A 15,954-nucleotide genomic window follows, 5' to 3' on the forward strand; every position below is an offset into this window, starting at 1 on the left:
TTACTGGTCGAGCACGAGCTTGATGTCGAGCGGCGGCGTCGCGCGCACGAGGTTCACGCGCTTGACGCCGGTGGCTGGCGCGTCCGCGTAGGCGACGTAATCGATCGTCCAGCCGTCCTGCCGAATCTGCTTGATGCGCGTGCCGTCGCCGGGGTCGCGCACCATCTGCGCCGGCGTCGCGGGCGCGGGCGTCGGCTGCAGCCAGTAGCGCAGGCCGGCAAGCGGCAGCGCGAAGCCGAGCGTGTTCTGCATCAGTTCGCCGACGTCCGGCGCAAACTGCGGCTGGCGGTTCGGCAGCTCGAGCGAGGCCGCCCGCGGCGACGACTTCACGATCGCCAGCGTCTGGCCGAGCGGGCTGCGCAGCTCGAGCGACACGTCGTCGCCTTGCTCTTGCCAGTCGAAGTTGCCATACACGTTCTGCGGCCGGCCGAGGCGGTCGCTGTACTGCACCGCGAAGCGGCCGTGATATGCGTGCGCCGCACTCGTCTGCAGCACGCCGCCCGACGGCGCGCCTGCCGACGGCGGGGTGCTCGCGCAGCCGGCGAGCGCGAGCGCCGCGGCGGCCGCGAGGGCCGTGGTGAGGCCGCGCATCGCGCGGAAAGACAGGGAAAACGCCGGGGACATGCGCATCAGAGGCCGTTGATCTGGAGGCGCTTGAGCGTCTGCACGAGCGTCTCGTTGTCCGGCTCGAGCTTCTGCGCGGCGCGCCACGCGGTGCGTGCCTCGTCCTGCGCGCCGCTCTTCCACAGCACCTCGCCGAGATGCGCGCCGATTTCGGCGTTCGGCTGCAGGTCGTACGCGCGCCGCAGGACCTTCGTCGCGCCGGCCGAGTCGCCCATCCGGAATTTCACCCAGCCGAGGCTATCCATGATGTACGCGTCGTTCGGCGCGAGCGCGACCGCCTTCTCGATCAGCTTGCTGGCTTCCGGCAGGCGCTGGTTGCGGTCGGCGAGCGAATAGCCGAGCGCGTTGTATGCCTGCGGGTTGTCGGGCTGCGTGCGGATCAGTTCGCGCAGCTGCTTTTCCATCGTCGTGTAGTGGCCGGTCTTCTCGGCCGCCATCGCGTAGTCGTAGCGCAGGTCCGGATCGTCGGGGAAGTCGTCGACCGCCCGCGACAGGCGCGCCTCCGCTTCGCCGAAGCGTTTCGCGGTGAACAGGATCGACGCGTCGGTGCGCGCGATCACGGCCGCATCGCGCGGGTCGGAAACCGGCAGGTTGTCGAGCACCTTGCGCGCTTCGTCGGTCTTGCCCTGTTTCTGCAGCAGCTGCGCGCGCGTGACCTGCGCGGGCAGGTAGTGCTGGCTCGTCTGGTCGACCTTGTCGAGCCATTGCGACGCAACCGCGTCGTTGCCCTGGTCGATCGCGATCTGCGCGAGGTAGATGTAGCCCTGGCCGACGTCGGCATTCGGCTGCTTCTCGCCGAGCTGCACGTACTGCTTCAGGTAGCCCGTCGCGTCGTCGAGTTTCTTCTGCTGAATCTTGATCAGCGCAAGCGCCATCAGCGGCGTCGGATCCTTCGCGTCGAGCTTGCGCATCGTCTCGAACTGCTTCTGCGCGTCGTCGAGGCGGTCGTCGGCGAGATAGAGCTGCGACAGCGCGAGCCGCGCGTCGCGCGACTTCGGATGCTGCTGAACGTATTTCTCGAACGACACGATGCCGGCCGCGCGCTCAGCGGGCCCCATCTGCGACAGCATCAGCGCCGCGGGCAGGTAATCCGGGCGGATCTGCAGCGCCTGCTTGAGCGACTGCGCGGCACCGTCCTTGTCGTCGACGGCGAGCTGCTGGCGAGCGACCGCGAGCTGCGCCTCGGGGCGGCCCATGTCGTTCTTCAGCATGTCCTTCAGCACCGCGAGGCCGCCGACGCGATCGGGGCCGCGCGCGAGCAGCGCCTGCAGCGCGAGGATCGCGGGGCCCCGCGTCTCGCCGGTCGCGCGGGCAAGCTCGCGCGCGAGCATCGGCTGCGCGTCGGCCGGCTTGCCGGCCAGCACCAGCAGCGCGGCATCGACCTGCGACGCGCGGTTCGAATCGGGCGCATACTGCCGCCACAAATTCGCGGCCGACAGCGCGTCGGCCGGGCTCTGTGCGGCGAGCGCGATTTCGGTCGCGCGCTGCGCCATGCGCGGATCGCGCGTGTCGCGCGCGAGCGCGAGATAGGTCTGGTAGGCCGGCGCGGGCTGGTTGCGTTGCAGCGCGACCTCGGCGGCGAGCACCTGGTAGACGATCTGGCTCGTCAACGCGAGGTTCGGGAGATCCTTTTTCTCGTCCGGCAGCACATGATCGAACGCACCCTGCTGCGCGGCGTCGTCCGGCGCAGGATCCTGCGCATGGGCCGGCAGCGCGGTGAGGGTCCATGCGGCGATCAGCGCGGCGCCAAGCGCACGGCGGACCGGGAGCGCGCGCCAGCCGCGTGCGGCGGCAGGGCGCTTCTGAAGCAGCTTCGAGGGCAGGGTCATGGAAATCCGTTCGATGTTTCAGCCGATTGTAACGCGCTCGCTACAATACACGCACGATCGTGTCTGTCCGCATTGAGACCCGCAGAACATGCCAGAGTTGCCAGAAGTCGAAGTCACCCGCCGGGGTATCGAACCCTTTGTCGCCGGCCGCCGCGTCGAGCGTGTCGACGTGCGCACCGCGATGCTGCGCTGGCCGGTGCCGGCCGGGCTCGCCGAGCAATTGCGCGCGCGCGAGGTGCTCGGTGTCGAGCGGCGCGGCAAGTACCTGCTGTTCGAAGTCGACGCCGGCTGGTTCATCGTGCATCTCGGCATGACCGGCACGTTGCGCGTGCTGCCGACGGCAGGCACGCCGCCCGCCGCGGCGAAGCATGACCACATCGACTGGATCTTCGACGAATTCGTGCTGCGCTTTCGCGATCCGCGCCGCTTCGGCGCCGTGCTGTGGCATCCGCGCGAGGCCGGCGACGTGCATGCGCACCCGCTGCTCGCGAGCCTCGGCGTCGAGCCGTTCTCGCCGGCGTTCACCGGCGCGCTGCTTCATGCGCGCACGCGCGGGCGCACGGTGGCGGTGAAGCAGGCGCTGCTGGCCGGCGACATCGTCGTCGGCGTCGGCAACATCTATGCATCGGAGAGCCTGTTCCGCGCCGGCATCCGGCCGACCACCGCCGCCGGCAAGGTATCGCTGCCGCGCTACGAGCGGCTTGCGGATGCGGTGCGCGCGACGCTCGCCGACGCGATCGAGCGCGGCGGCAGCACGCTGCGCGATTTCGTCGGCAGCAACGGCGAGAGCGGTTACTTCCAGCTCGACTGCCTCGTCTATGATCGCGCGGGCCAGCCTTGCCGCGTATGCGGCACGCCGATCCGGCAGATCGTGCAGGGCCAGCGCTCGACCTACTATTGCCCGACGTGCCAGCGTTGAAACCTTTCGCCACCCACTTGCCATCTTGAAGCCGCCTCGTACCGCCCCCGCTCCCTTTCCCGTCACACCGCTGCACCGCACGTTCGCCACGCGCCTGATCGCGTGGCAGCGCACGCACGGGCGCCACGACCTGCCGTGGCAGAACACGCGCGACCCGTACCGCATCTGGCTGTCGGAAATCATGCTGCAGCAAACCCAGGTATCGACCGTCGTGCCTTATTACCTGCGCTTTCTCGAACGCTTTCCGGACGTCGCCGCGCTCGCGGCCGCGCCGATCGACGACGTGATGGCGCTATGGGCGGGCCTCGGCTACTACTCGCGCGCGCGCAACCTGCACCGCTGCGCGCAGGTCGTGGCGGCCGAGCACGGCGGCGCGTTTCCGTCGACGCCGGACGGGCTCGCCGAACTGCCCGGCATCGGCCGCTCGACCGCCGCGGCGATCGCGTCGTTCGCGTTCGGCGCGCACGCGACGATCCTCGACGGCAACGTGAAGCGCGTGCTTGCGCGGGTGTTCGGCGTCGAAGGTTTTCCGGGCGAGAAGCGCGTCGAGAACGACATGTGGGCGCTGGCCGAATCGCTGCTGCCCGATGCGGCGAACGCGGCCGACGTGAGCGCATACACGCAGGGGCTGATGGATCTCGGCGCGACGCTGTGCGTGCGCGGCAAGCCGGATTGCGCGCGTTGCCCGTTCGCGGGGGATTGCGTCGCGCAGTCCACCGGCCGGCAGCGCGAATTGCCGGCCGCGCGGCCGAAGAAGAAGGTGCCGACGCGCAAGACCTGGATGCTCGTGCTGCGCGACGGCGATGCGGTGCTGCTCGAGCGGCGCCCGCCGGCGGGCATCTGGGGCGGGCTGTGGAGTCTGCCGGAAGCCGACGGCGATGCCGCGCTCGCCGATCGCGCGCGCGGTTTCGGCGGCGGCGGCCCGGTGCCGCTCGCGCCGCTGACGCACACGTTCACGCATTTCAAGCTCGAGATTGAGCCGCGCTTGAGCGAGATGGGGAACGGCGGCGGCGAATGCGTCGCGCAGGATGCGCAGACGGCATGGGTGCCGCTGAGCGGACTCGACGCGTACGGCGTGCCCGCGCCGGTGCGCAAGCTGCTCGATGCGCTGAGCGGGTCGCTGCTGTAACGCGCGCGGCCGGTGCGGCGCTCAGAGCCAGCCGTGCCGGTTCAGCACGTGATGCACGGCGTCGATGCGCGCGCCGACGTCGGGAAACTCCATCAGCTTCTGCCGCGCACGCAGGTCGAGCGGCAGCAGTTCGGCGAGACGGTTCGACACCCAGCTCGGATCGTCGAGCCGGAACGGCTCGCAGAACGGCAGCTTGTCGGGCTCGTTCTTCTGCTTCAGCGCTTCGATGATGCGCTCCAGTACCTCGGCGCACGCGCCGAACTGCGCGAGCGCCTGCTCGCCCTCGAGCGGGATGTCGTCGGGCAGCGGCTCCGCGATGCCGACGAGCAGCCCGTTCGCCTCGACGCGATACGACAGCAGCTCGAAGCGCTGCGTGCCGATGGCCTGCAGGAACAGCATCCCGAATTCGCCGGTGTCGCATTCGACGATGCGCGCCATGCAGCCGATCGTTTCCGGCACCGACACCGCACCTTCCTGCGCGACCTCCGGCCCGCTTTTCAGCAGGCAGACGCCGAATGGCGCGTTGTCGCGCAGACACGCGCGCGACATGTCGAGATAGCGCGCCTCGAACACCTTGAGCGGCAGCACGCCCCCCGGAAACAGCACCGTATGCAGCGGAAACAGCGGCAGGTCGAGCAGGGTGGTAGAGAGAGAGGACATGGCGCGCTGACGGGGAAGCGGCGTCGCTACGGTCTTTCGACCTCGGTCACGAGCCGCGACGACGCGCCGACATCCACCGGCGCGTCACGATGCCGCACGATCACGTTCGCCTGGTTCGCGAGGCGCGAGGCGAGCGTTTCCGCGATGAAGACCGAGCGATGCTGGCCGCCGGTGCAACCGATGGCGACGGTCAGGTAGCTGCGATTGTCCTCGCGGAAGTGCGGCAGCCATTTCGTTAGAAACGCATGGATGTCGTCGATCATCTGGTGGACGATCGGCAGTGCGTCGAGAAACGCGATGACCGGCTGGTCGAGCCCGGTGAGCGGGCGCAGCTCATGGTCGTAATACGGGTTCGGCAGCGCGCGCACGTCGAACATCAGGTCCGCGTCGAGCGGCACGCCGCGCTTGAAGCCGAACGATTCGAACATCAGCATCAACGCGTCGTTCTTCTGCTCGATGAAGCGCTTGACCCAGGTGCGCAGCACGTTCGCGCGCAGGTTGCTGGTGTCGATCTGGTGGCCGAATTCGGCAAGCGGCGCGACCAGTTCGCGCTCGCGCTCGATCGCTTCCTCGAGCGACGACAGCAGGCCGACGTCGGCATCGTGCGACGGCGAGCCGGACAGCGGATGGCGGCGGCGCGTTTCGGAGAAGCGCTGGATCAGCGCCTGGGTGCTTGCATTGAGGAACAGCACGCGCACGTCGTGATCGCGCGACAGCGCGCGGATCAGGCCGGGCATTTCGTCGAGCGATGCGCTCGAGCGCGCGTCGATCGCGACCGCGAGCCGATGCTGCCGGCCTTCGTCGGCCAGGTAGCGGGCCAGCTCGGGCAGCACGTGCGGCGGCAGGTTGTCGACGCAGTAGTAGCCCGCGTCCTCCAGGGCGTTCAACGCAACGGACTTGCCGGAGCCGGAAATGCCGGTGATGAGAACTATGCGCATGGGGGGCAGAGATTCCTGACGTTTCATCATAGCACCGGCACGACGCGCCCGCGCCGCGCGATCGGCCGGTGAGGGTTACACGAGCTTGCCGGGGAACTGGCTGTCCGGATCCTGCATCGCGAGCCGCTGACGGTCCATGAAGTCGCGCAGCGTGTCGATGCCGCGCAGCTGCAGGATCGTGTTGCGCACCGCCGCCTCGACGAGCACCGCGAGGTTGCGGCCGGCCGCGACCTGGATCGTGACCTTGCTGATCGGCAAACCCAGCACGTCGACGGTCTGGCTTTCGAGCGGCAGGCGCTGGAATTCGCCGTCGGGGCGCCGCACCAGCTGCACGATCAGCTTCAGCTTCATTTTCCGCCGCACCGCGGTTTCGCCGAAGATCGTCTTGATGTCGAGCAGGCCGAGGCCGCGCACTTCGAGCAGGTTCTGCAGCAGCGGCGGGCAGCGCCCTTCGACGAAATCGGGGCCAAGACGCACGAAGTCGACCGCGTCGTCGGCGACGAGGCCGTGGCCGCGGCTGATCAGCTCGAGGCCGAGTTCGCTCTTGCCGAGGCCCGAGTCGCCCGTGAGCAGCACGCCCATCCCGAGGATGTCGAGGAACACGCCGTGCAGCGTCGCGCGCGGCGCGAGGATGCGCGACATGTAAAGGCGCAGGCTGTCGATCACCGCGGCGGCCGACATCGGCGTCGTGAACAGCGGGGTGGACGAGCGCGTGCAGCGCAGCACCAGCTCGGGCGGGGCCGCGGCGCCGCCGGCGACGACGAGGAACGGCGGCTCGAGGGCGATCAGCTCGGCCATGTGGCGCGAGCGATCCTCGTCGGTCTGGCGCTGGTAGTAGTCGATCTCGGCCTCGCCGAGCACCTGGATCCGGTTCGGGTGAATGAGGTTCAGGTGGCCGACGAGGTCGGCGCTCGACGTCGCGTTGGCGACGGTATCCGCGGAGAAACCGCGCTCCCAGCCTTCATGCCCCGTCAGCCAGCTGAGCTTAAGCGTGGCGGCGTTGTCGTCGAAGATGCTCTGGGCGTTGATGCTGGACGTATCCATGACTCCGTCACTCCAATGGGCCGGTCAATGAGCCGATGCGCGCGGCGACGGGCGTCGCCATGCCGGGCCGGCGCCGGGCGGCCCGGGGCGGCGGCCTGGGCCGCCTGGTTCGGGAAAATGTACCGCCCGGATCAACTCAAGGTTGCCACTGAGTGAGCAGGCTATGCAACTCGGAGCGATCCGTTTCGTTGTGCAGACGCTCGCGCGCGTCGCGGTCGGACAGCAGCTGCGCGATTTCCGACAGGATCTCGAGATGCTGCTGGGTGGCTTGCTCGGGGACGAGCAGGAAGATCAGGAGCGAAACCGGCTGGCCGTCGGGCGCTTCGAACGGAATCGGCTCGGCAAGCCGCACGAACGCGGCGAGCGGATGCTTGAGGCCCTTGATGCGCCCGTGCGGAATCGCGACGCCTTCGCCGAGCCCGGTCGACCCGAGGCGCTCGCGTGCGAACAGGTTGTCCGTGACGGTGCTGCGGGCGATGCCGTTCTGGTTTTCGAACATGAGCCCGGCTTGTTCGAAGACGCGCTTCTTGCTGGTGACGGAGAGGTCGATGACGACGTTCTCTAGGGGCAGGATTTTGGCTAGGCGATTCATGTTGGCAGGCGATTGGGCGGCCTGGGGTCTCCTCGCGGCGGCAGACTGATTTTCCATGTTTGGCGATATCAAGGCGTTAGGCGATGGAGACCTGCAAGGCACGGCGACCGTACCCAACGCCCCCCGGCAATAACCGGAGCATTATAGAACACAGCCGCGCGCATGGCGCGCACGTGGCGGCTCGTGCACGGCGCCGTCCGGGCGGCCGGCGCGCGGGCGCCGGACACAAAAAAAACCGCCCGGCGAACCGGGCGGCGTGCGGTGCGGTAAAGCGCTTATTGCGGCGGCAGTTCGATCTGCTCGAACTGCTCGACTGCCGGCTGGAGCTTGATCGGATCGTGCGCATGCGTTTGCAGGCGCTCCATGTGCTTGACGACCTGACGGTCCAGCTTGTCGATCAGCAGGTCGATTGCCGCATACAGGTTGCCGTTTGCGCTTTCGACGAAGATGTCCTTGCCCTTCAGATGCAGATTGATTTCCGCGCGTTGCTGCTTGTCCTTTTCCTTGTGGTTGTCGACCGAGAGGATCACAGTGCCATCGATCACCTGATCGCTATGCCGTAGCACCCGGTCCAGCTTGGTGATCACGTATTCGCGAATTGCAGGCGTGACTTCGAGATGATGTCCACTGATCTTCAGGTTCATAGTGCTTCTCCAAGCGAATGACCACCTGTCCGCTTCGATGCGGCATCCGGTCGACTTGCCCGTGCCGCGCGATGCGGCTGATTGCGGACAGGTCGCCCGGCTTGTCCGCCGATGCGCGGCGGCCGGAACACGCCTGCCGCCGGGCAGGCAGCAGGCTTAAAGAGACTTGCGCAGATTCACTGCCGGGATCTTGAGGGCTTCGCGGTACTTCGCAACCGTGCGGCGCGCGACCACGAATCCTTGTTCTGCCAGCAGCTCGGCGATGCGGCTGTCCGAAAGTGGCGTTTTTGGGTCTTCTGCTCCTATCAGTTGCTTGATGAGGGCACGGATGGCCGTCGACGAGGCGGCGCCACCGGTGTCGGTCGAAACGTGCGATCCGAAGAAGTACTTAAATTCAAGCGTCCCGAACGGGGTCAGCATGTACTTGCCGGTTGTCACACGGCTGACAGTCGACTCGTGTAGGCCCAGCGTATCAGCTATTTCCCGCAAAACCAAGGGGCGCATGGCGATTTCACCGTGCGCAAAGAAATTCTTCTGACGTTCGACAATAGCCTGCGCGACACGCAGGATCGTATCGAACCGCTGCTGGATATTCTTGATCAGCCAGCGCGCTTCCTGAAGCTGCTGCTTGAGCGATCCGGCCGACGGATCGCCGCGGCTGTTGCGCAGGATGTTCGCGTACAGGTTGTTGATCCGCAGGCGCGGCACGACCTCCGGATTCAGTTCCGCCTGCCAGCCCTGGCCCACCTTCTTCACGATGATGTCGGGCACGACGTAGTCCGCTTCGGCCTTGCCGTACGCGGCGCCGGGGAACGGCTCCAGCGAGCGGATCAGCGCGTGCGCGTCGCGCAGCGCGTCGTCGGATGCCTTCAGGTGCTTGCGCAGGCGCGTGAAGTCGCGTGCGGCGAGCAGCTCGAGGTATTGCGACACGATTTCGAGCGACAGCGTGCGCGTCGGGGACGGATCGAGCCGCAGCAGCTGCAGCTTCAGGCATTCGGATGCCGTGCGCGCGCCGACCCCGGCGGGGTCGAAGCTGTGCAGCAGCGCGAGCGCGGCGTTCAGTTCGTCGCAGTCGACCTCGAGTTCGGCCGGCAGGTCGGCGAGCACTTCGTCGAGCGTCGCGGTCAGGTAGCCGTCGTCGTCGAGCGACTCGATCAGGAACATCACGAGCGCACGGTCGCGCGGCCCCGCCTGCGTGACGCGCAGCTGCGCGGACAGGTGGTCGCGCAACGACGTCGACGCTTCCTGCACCTGCAGGGGCGGGAGATCGTCGTCGTCCGACGCGCCGCTCGCGCGGCCGAATTCATCGAGATTCCATTGCGGGCCGTCGCCGCTGTCGCCCGCGGCATAGCCGTCGTATTCATCGGCGGCGGCGGGCTCGTCGCGCTCCGCGCGCTCGCCGGCCTGGCTGGTGCCGTTCGATGCCGGCTCGGTGTTCTGGGCGGGCGGCGTCTGCGCGATCAGCGAACCGTCCGCTGCGACACGCAGCGGGCTCGCGATCCATTCGTCGTCGTTCTCGAGCAGCGGATTCTGGGCGACCGCCATCGCCACTTCCTGCTGGAGCTCGAGCGTGGACAGCTGCAGGAGCCGGATCGACTGCTGCAGTTGCGGTGTCAGCGCCAGGTGTTGCGACAGGCGGAGTTGGAGGCTGGCTTTCATGGCAGAGAGGGAGTCATACCCGGAGTGTGCCACGACCCAGCCGCATTGGGCATCCGCGATTACGCGCGCGGCGCCGGCCCGGCGGCGAAACGGGGCGCGGCCCCGCGCGGCATGGCCGGGCAGGGCGCGTCCGTGACGGCGGGTTACATGCGGAAGTGTTCGCCGAGATACACGCGGCGCACGCTTTCGTTCTCGATGATCTCGCTCGGCGCGCCGGCCGCGAGCACCGAGCCGTCGCTGATGATGTACGCGTGGTCGCAGATGCCGAGCGTTTCGCGGACGTTGTGATCGGTGATCAGCACGCCGATGTTGCGCTGCTTCAGGAACTTGACGATCTTCTGGATCTCGAGCACCGCGATCGGGTCGACGCCCGCGAACGGTTCGTCGAGCAGGATGAAGCTCGGGTTGGTCGCCAGCGCGCGGGCAATTTCCACGCGACGGCGTTCGCCGCCCGACAGCGACAGCGCCGGATTCTCGCGCAGGTGGCTGATCTGCAGCTCGTCGAGCAGCGCTTCGGTGCGGCTCGCGATCGCGTCCTTCGACAGGCGCTTGCCGTCGTCGCCATGCTGCAGCTCGAGCACCGCGCGGATGTTCTCCTCGACGGTGAGCTTGCGGAACACCGATGCTTCCTGCGGCAGGTACGACAGGCCGAGCGACGCGCGCTTGTGGATCGGCAGCAGGCTGATCGAGCTGCCGTTCAGCGAGATTTCGCCGGCGTCGAGCGGCACGAGCCCGACGATCATGTAGAACGACGTGGTCTTGCCGGCGCCGTTCGGGCCGAGCAGGCCGACGACTTCGCCGCTCTTCACGTCGAGCGACACGTCCTTCACGACGGTGCGCGAGCCGTAACGCTTCTTCAGGTTGCGGACGACGAGCGAGCTGCTGGTGCCGGCCGGCTGGCGGTTCGGTAGCGCGTTCATTGGCCTGGCGCCCCCTGGAGCGTGTTCGACGGCGCGAGCTTGGCCGGCGCGCCGTTCAGCGCGCCGGGGCCGCCGTTCTTCGGCGACAGCATCGCGCGCACGCGGCCGTTCGGGTTGCCCGGCGCCGCGACGTCCTTGCCGCCGCGCGCGGTGTAGAAGTCGCGCTGGCCGTCGTAGGTGACCACGCTGCCGTGCACGGTGTCGGCGATCGTCGACGTGCCCTGCAGGCGGCGCACGGTCGCGGCGGTCGTGAGGGTCGTCAGGTCCTGCTTGCCGTCGTAGTCGATGCGCTCGGCATCGCCGTCGATGTATTCGTCGAGGCCTTCGCGCTTCTGCCGGAACGACGCATGCTTCTTGCCGCTGCCGTACGACGTGGCGTACTGGTAGCCTTCCGGATCCTGCTTCACCTCGACGCGATCGCCCTTGATGACGATCGTGCCCTTCGTGATCACGACGTTGCCGGTCGCGACGGTGACCTGCTTCAGGTCGTCGTAGGTCAGGTTGTCCGCTTCGACGTTGATCGGCTTGCCCTGGTCGGCCTTTTCGGCATGGGCGAGCGGCGCCAGCCCGGCGAGCGGGAGTGCGATGAGCGTCGCGGCGAGCGCGGCGCGGGCAGCGCGCCGGGCGCCGCCGTAAATCTGACACGGGAACGATTCGTTCATGCAGTCACGCGTGGGATGAGTTACTTGGGTTGACCTTTCGAGCCGCCGGACGCGTCCGACGCGGCGATCGTGCCACGCACGTTGCCGTAGAGCTCGATGACCCGGGTGACGTTGTTGTACTTCATGCCGTCGGTCGAGTTGACGAGCGACAGGCCGCGCTGAAGTTTAACCGGCTTTTCGGTCTGGATCACATCATCATTGACGAGGATCCGGAAATGCTGGGAATCCGCCTGCATCTGCGGATCGCCGCCGCCGGCGGCGCGCAGGATGCGCGCGTTGTCGTACAGGTCGACGATCGACACGTCGCCGTTGACGGTGCCGCGCTTCGCGGTGGTCGTCACGACCGGCTTGCCGGGCTGGAACGCGCGCATCGCCGGGTCGGTCAGGTCGCTCGATTCGGTGTCTTCGTAGTGGATCAGCTTGTCCGCCGTCAGCCGGTACTGGGTCGTGCCGGACTGGTCGAGTTCCGTCACCGAGAAGTTGTCGGCGAAGTAGTCGGGCGTGTGGCGCTTCGGCTGCGCGGCGCCGTCGCCGGGCTGCGGCAGCGTCGCCTGCAGCAGCCACCACGTGATGGCCGCGAGCGCGGCAACCGCGGCAAGCGGCAGCAACTGGGTCCAGCGGAAATGCGGGTTCATCCGTCAGGCTCCGCAGGCTTGCGCGAGCAGCGCGTCGTAGCGGCGCTGCGCGCGCAGGATCGCGTCGCAGGCCTCGCGCACCGCGCCGTGGCCGCCGCGGGCCTCGGCCACCCAGTGCGCGCGCGCGATCACCTCGGGGTGCGCGTTCGCCGGCGCGGTGGCGAAGCCGCAGCGCAGCATCACCGGCAGGTCGGGCCAGTCGTCGCCCATGTAGCCGCACGCGTCGGGCGCGAGGCCGAGCGACGCGGTCAGTTCCGCGAACACGGTCAGTTTGTTCTCGACGCCCTGGAACAGGTGCGCGATCTTCATTTCCTTCGCGCGCGCGGCGACGATCTCCGACCGGCGGCCGGTGATGATCGCGGTCGCGATGCCGGCTTCGCCGAGCAGCTTCACGCCGTGGCCGTCGAGCGAATTGAACGACTTCATTGCATCGCCGGCGGCCGTAAACAGCAGGCCGCCGTCGGTCAGCACGCCGTCGACGTCGAAAATCATCAGCTTCACGCGGCTCGCGCGTTCGGCCGCGGACAGCGGAGCGGTCATCAGATCACCTTCTTCGAGAACAGGTCGTGCATGTTCAGCGCGCCGATCAGCGCGCCGTCGGCATCGACCACCAGCATCTGGTTGATCCGGTGGCGCTCCATCAGTTCCACCGCCTCGACCGCGAGATGGTCCGGCCCGATCGTGCGCGGCTGGCGCGTCATCACGTCGGCGATCGGCAGCTTGCGGAAATCGCCGTCGCGTTCGAGCACGCGGCGCAGGTCGCCGTCCGTGAAGATGCCGGCGACCTTGCCGTCGGCGCCGACCACGGCCGTCATGCCCATCCGCTTCGCGGTGATCTGGAACAGCGCGTCCGACAGCGTCGCGTCGAGCCCGACGAGCGGGACTTCGTCGCCGGTGCGCATCACGTCGCGCACGTAGGTGAGCAGGCGCCGGCCGAGCGCGCCGCCCGGGTGCGAGCGGGCGAAATCCTCGGAGCCGAAGCCGCGCGCGTCGAGCACCGCGACGGCGAGCGCGTCGCCGAGCGCGAGCGCGGCGGTCGTGCTCGCGGTGGGCGCGAGGTTCAGCGGGCACGCTTCCTTCGACACCGCGGCGTTCAGGTTCACGTCGGCGAGCGTGCCGAGGCTGGATTCCGCGCGGCCCGTGATGGCGATCAGCTTCGCGCCGATCCGCTTCACGAGCGGCAGGATCGCGACGAGTTCTTCCGACTCGCCGGAGTAGGAGATGCCGATGAACACGTCGTCCGCCGTCACCATCCCGAGGTCGCCGTGGCTGGCCTCGGCCGGGTGCACGAAGAACGCCGGCGTGCCGGTGCTGGCCAGCGTGGCCGCGATCTTGCGGGCGATATGCCCCGATTTGCCGATTCCGGACACCACCACGCGACCGCGGCAGCCGAGCAGCAGCGCGACGGCCTGGGCGAAGCCGCCGTCGAGCTGGTCGCGCAGCGCGCGCACGGCGTCCGCCTCGATGTCGAGCACGTCGCGGGCGAGCGCGAGCGCCCGGTCATCATTGATTTTCGCTATCATGCGCGGAGTATAGCAAAGGCGTTTGTTCGCCGCGCCGGCCCTTCGGACTCGTCCGAATGCGCCTGTCTCCCGCCACCATGCCGCGCCCGCTTTGCCGTGGCCCCGACGAACGAGGACGCTTTGCCCGTGATGTCCCCCCTCGAAATGACGCTCCTGCTGCTGCTTGCTTCAGTGGTGGGCGTCGTCGTGTTCCGTTCGCTGAACCTGCCGCCGATGCTCGGCTACCTGACCGTCGGCATCGTGGTCGGCCCGCACGCGTTCGGCGTGGCGGCCGATCTCGAGCGGGCCGAGCATCTCGCGGAATTCGGCGTGGTGTTCCTGATGTTCTCGATCGGCCTCGAGTTTTCGCTCGCGAAGCTGCGGGCGATGCAGCGCCTCGTGTTCGGCCTCGGGCTGCTGCAGGTGGTCGCGACGCTCGCGCTCGCGGTGCTGCTCGGCATGCTGTTCGAGCACTGGGTGCACATCACGTGGCAGGGCAGCGTCGCGCTCGGCGGCGCGCTCGCGATGTCGTCGACGGCGATCGTGTCGAAGATGCTCGCCGAGCGCCTCGAGATCGAGACCGAGCACGGCCGCAACATCTTCGGCGTGCTGCTGTTCCAGGATCTCGCGGTCGTGCCGCTGCTGATCGTGATCGCCGCGTTCGGCGCCGAATCGTCGAAGGATCTCGCGCTGACGCTCGGCTTCGCGGCCGTCAAGATCGTGATCGCGCTGTCGCTGCTGCTGATCGTCGGGCAGCGCTTCATGACGCGCTGGCTCAACGTGGTCGCGCGGCGCCGCTCGCAGGAGCTGTTCGTGCTGAACCTGCTGCTCGTCACGCTCGGCGCCGCGTTCTTCACCGACAAGTTCGGCCTGTCGCTCGCGCTCGGCGCGTTCATCGCGGGGATGCTGATTTCCGAGACGCCGTTCCGCCATCAGGTCGAGGAGGACATCAAGCCGTTCCGCGACGTGCTGCTCGGCCTGTTCTTCGTGACGACCGGGATGCTGCTCGATCCGCGCGTGATCTGGGAGCATCCGTTCCTCGTGATCGGCTTCTTCATCGGGCAGATCCTGTTCAAGGGGACGATGATCGCGGGGCTCGCGCGGCTGTTCGGCGCGACGCCGGGCGTCGCGATGCGCACCGGCATCGGCCTCGCGCAGGCCGGCGAATTCGGCTTCGTGCTGCTGAACCTGATCCTCGACCGGCACCTCGTCGATTCGACGCTGCTGCAGGCGATCCTCGCGTCGATGCTGCTGTCGATGCTCGCCGCGCCGTTCCTGATCCAGAACGCCGACCGGATCGTGATGCGGCTGTCGTCGACCGAATGGATGCAGCAGTCGCTGCAGATGACGCGGATCGCGACGCAAAGCCTCAAGCAGCGCGGCCACGTGATCATCTGCGGCTACGGCCGCGCGGGCCAGAACCTCGCGCGGATGCTCGAGCAGGAAGGCATTCCGTACGTCGCGCTCGACCTCGACCCCGACCGCGTGAGCGCGGCCGCGGCGGCCGGCGAATCGGTCGTGTTCGGCGACGCGGCGCGCCGCGAGTCGCTGCTCGCGGCCGGTATCCACCGCGCGGCGGCGGTGGCGATCACCTATGCGAACACGCCGTCCGCGCTGCGCGTGCTGCACCACGTGCACGAGCTCGAGCCGACGCTGCCGGCGATCGTGCGCACCGTGGACGACGCCGATCTCGAGAAGCTGCTCGCCGCCGGCGCGACCGAGGTGATCCCGGAAATCGTCGAGGGCAGCCTGATGCTCGCGTCGCATACGCTGGTGCTGGTGGGCGTGCCGATGCGCAAGGTCGTGCGGCGCGTCGAGGAGATGCGCGACGAACGGTACAGCCTGCTGCGCGGCTACTTCCGCGGCGCCGACGACGCGGACGACGACGACCACGAGCAGGTGCGGCTACAATCGGTGCCGGTCGATGCGCGCGCGGACGCGGTCGGGCGCTCGCTGGAGGAGATCGGGCTGTTCGCGCTCGGGCTCGAGGTCACGGCGATCCGCCGGCACGGCATCCGCGGCGTCGAGCCGGACCCGCAGACCAAGCTGCGCGCGAGCGACATCGTCGTGCTGCGCGGGCTGCCCGAAGCGCTGGCGCTCGCGGAGGAGCGCCTGTCGCGCCACCGGCGCGACCCGCCGGCCGCCGCCGCGTGAGCAGCGATTCATAACCTGACCCGTATTTTCAGAACGGTGCCCG

Annotated in this window: 16 protein-coding genes; 3 read left to right on the plus strand and 13 right to left on the minus strand. The window is 68.3% G+C overall.

Annotation, left to right across the window (positions count from 1 at the left end; translation table 11 throughout):
- Nucleotides 1-630: a lipoprotein insertase outer membrane protein LolB gene (gene lolB / locus ABFO07_RS04470; RefSeq protein WP_060016127.1), complete on the minus strand. Its 630-nt coding sequence runs from the start codon at nucleotides 628-630 to the stop codon at nucleotides 1-3.
- A complete protein-coding gene (locus ABFO07_RS04475) occupies nucleotides 630-2,453 on the minus strand; it encodes a tetratricopeptide repeat protein (RefSeq protein WP_059566547.1) in 1,824 nt (607 codons plus the stop codon). Before ABFO07_RS04475 ends, lolB begins: the two co-directional genes overlap by 1 nt.
- An 88-nt stretch (nucleotides 2,454-2,541) precedes the next feature.
- On the opposite strand from ABFO07_RS04475, the gene mutM reads away from it, so the two are divergent.
- The gene (gene mutM / locus ABFO07_RS04480) at nucleotides 2,542-3,372 is read left to right on the plus strand and encodes a bifunctional DNA-formamidopyrimidine glycosylase/DNA-(apurinic or apyrimidinic site) lyase (protein WP_059885322.1); all 831 of its coding nucleotides are present in this window, start codon (nucleotides 2,542-2,544) and stop codon (nucleotides 3,370-3,372) included.
- Between the two features lie 25 nt (nucleotides 3,373-3,397).
- Nucleotides 3,398-4,501 carry an A/G-specific adenine glycosylase gene (gene mutY / locus ABFO07_RS04485; protein ID WP_059885324.1) on the plus strand — a complete coding sequence of 368 codons (1,104 nt, stop codon included), beginning with the start codon at nucleotides 3,398-3,400 and terminating at the stop codon, nucleotides 4,499-4,501.
- Nucleotides 4,502-4,522: 21 nt separating this feature from the next.
- Here mutY and ABFO07_RS04490 read toward each other — a convergent pair whose 3' ends face one another.
- The 11 genes from ABFO07_RS04490 to kdsD all read right to left on the minus strand — a co-directional run bounded on the left by ABFO07_RS04490 (nucleotide 4,523) and on the right by kdsD (nucleotide 13,778).
- Entirely contained in the window at nucleotides 4,523-5,161 is a 639-nt protein-coding gene (locus ABFO07_RS04490; protein WP_059803140.1) for an LON peptidase substrate-binding domain-containing protein, read from the minus strand.
- A gap of 26 nt (nucleotides 5,162-5,187) precedes the next feature.
- Nucleotides 5,188-6,099, minus strand: a complete 912-nt coding sequence (rapZ, locus tag ABFO07_RS04495) for an RNase adapter RapZ (RefSeq protein WP_059566551.1) — start codon at nucleotides 6,097-6,099, stop codon at nucleotides 5,188-5,190.
- Nucleotides 6,100-6,174: 75 nt separating this feature from the next.
- Complete coding sequence (gene hprK / locus ABFO07_RS04500) at nucleotides 6,175-7,143, minus strand: HPr(Ser) kinase/phosphatase (protein WP_010090664.1); 969 nt, start codon at nucleotides 7,141-7,143, stop codon at nucleotides 6,175-6,177.
- Between the two features lie 136 nt (nucleotides 7,144-7,279).
- The gene (locus ABFO07_RS04505) at nucleotides 7,280-7,792 is read right to left on the minus strand and encodes a PTS sugar transporter subunit IIA (RefSeq protein ID WP_059566552.1); all 513 of its coding nucleotides are present in this window, start codon (nucleotides 7,790-7,792) and stop codon (nucleotides 7,280-7,282) included.
- A 218-nt stretch (nucleotides 7,793-8,010) separates the two neighbouring features.
- A complete protein-coding gene (gene hpf / locus ABFO07_RS04510; protein WP_017334258.1) occupies nucleotides 8,011-8,379 on the minus strand; it encodes a ribosome hibernation-promoting factor, HPF/YfiA family in 369 nt (122 codons plus the stop codon).
- Between the two features lie 156 nt (nucleotides 8,380-8,535).
- Nucleotides 8,536-10,038 (minus strand): RNA polymerase factor sigma-54, encoded by a 1,503-nt coding sequence (locus ABFO07_RS04515; protein ID WP_059885326.1) that lies wholly within the window; start codon nucleotides 10,036-10,038, stop codon nucleotides 8,536-8,538.
- A gap of 143 nt (nucleotides 10,039-10,181) precedes the next feature.
- Nucleotides 10,182-10,958 carry an LPS export ABC transporter ATP-binding protein gene (lptB, locus tag ABFO07_RS04520; RefSeq protein WP_059566554.1) on the minus strand — a complete coding sequence of 259 codons (777 nt, stop codon included), beginning with the start codon at nucleotides 10,956-10,958 and terminating at the stop codon, nucleotides 10,182-10,184.
- A complete protein-coding gene (gene lptA, locus ABFO07_RS04525) occupies nucleotides 10,955-11,620 on the minus strand; it encodes a lipopolysaccharide transport periplasmic protein LptA (RefSeq protein WP_059566555.1) in 666 nt (221 codons plus the stop codon). The genes lptB and lptA overlap by 4 nt, the downstream gene beginning before the upstream one ends.
- Nucleotides 11,621-11,640: 20 nt before the next feature.
- Entirely contained in the window at nucleotides 11,641-12,255 is a 615-nt protein-coding gene (gene lptC / locus ABFO07_RS04530) for an LPS export ABC transporter periplasmic protein LptC (protein ID WP_059566556.1), read from the minus strand.
- A gap of 3 nt (nucleotides 12,256-12,258) precedes the next feature.
- The gene (locus tag ABFO07_RS04535) at nucleotides 12,259-12,795 is read right to left on the minus strand and encodes a KdsC family phosphatase (protein ID WP_059566557.1); all 537 of its coding nucleotides are present in this window, start codon (nucleotides 12,793-12,795) and stop codon (nucleotides 12,259-12,261) included.
- A complete protein-coding gene (kdsD, locus tag ABFO07_RS04540) occupies nucleotides 12,795-13,778 on the minus strand; it encodes an arabinose 5-phosphate isomerase KdsD (RefSeq protein WP_059566558.1) in 984 nt (327 codons plus the stop codon). The genes ABFO07_RS04535 and kdsD overlap by 1 nt, the downstream gene beginning before the upstream one ends.
- A 126-nt stretch (nucleotides 13,779-13,904) precedes the next feature.
- Here kdsD and ABFO07_RS04545 point away from each other — a divergent pair, with 126 nt between their 5' ends.
- Nucleotides 13,905-15,911 (plus strand): monovalent cation:proton antiporter family protein, encoded by a 2,007-nt coding sequence (locus ABFO07_RS04545; RefSeq protein ID WP_059803460.1) that lies wholly within the window; start codon nucleotides 13,905-13,907, stop codon nucleotides 15,909-15,911.
- Nucleotides 15,912-15,954: the final 43 nt, after the last annotated feature.

Source organism: Burkholderia stagnalis, assembly GCF_039848545.1.
Classification (GTDB): Bacteria; Pseudomonadota; Gammaproteobacteria; order Burkholderiales; family Burkholderiaceae; genus Burkholderia; species Burkholderia stagnalis.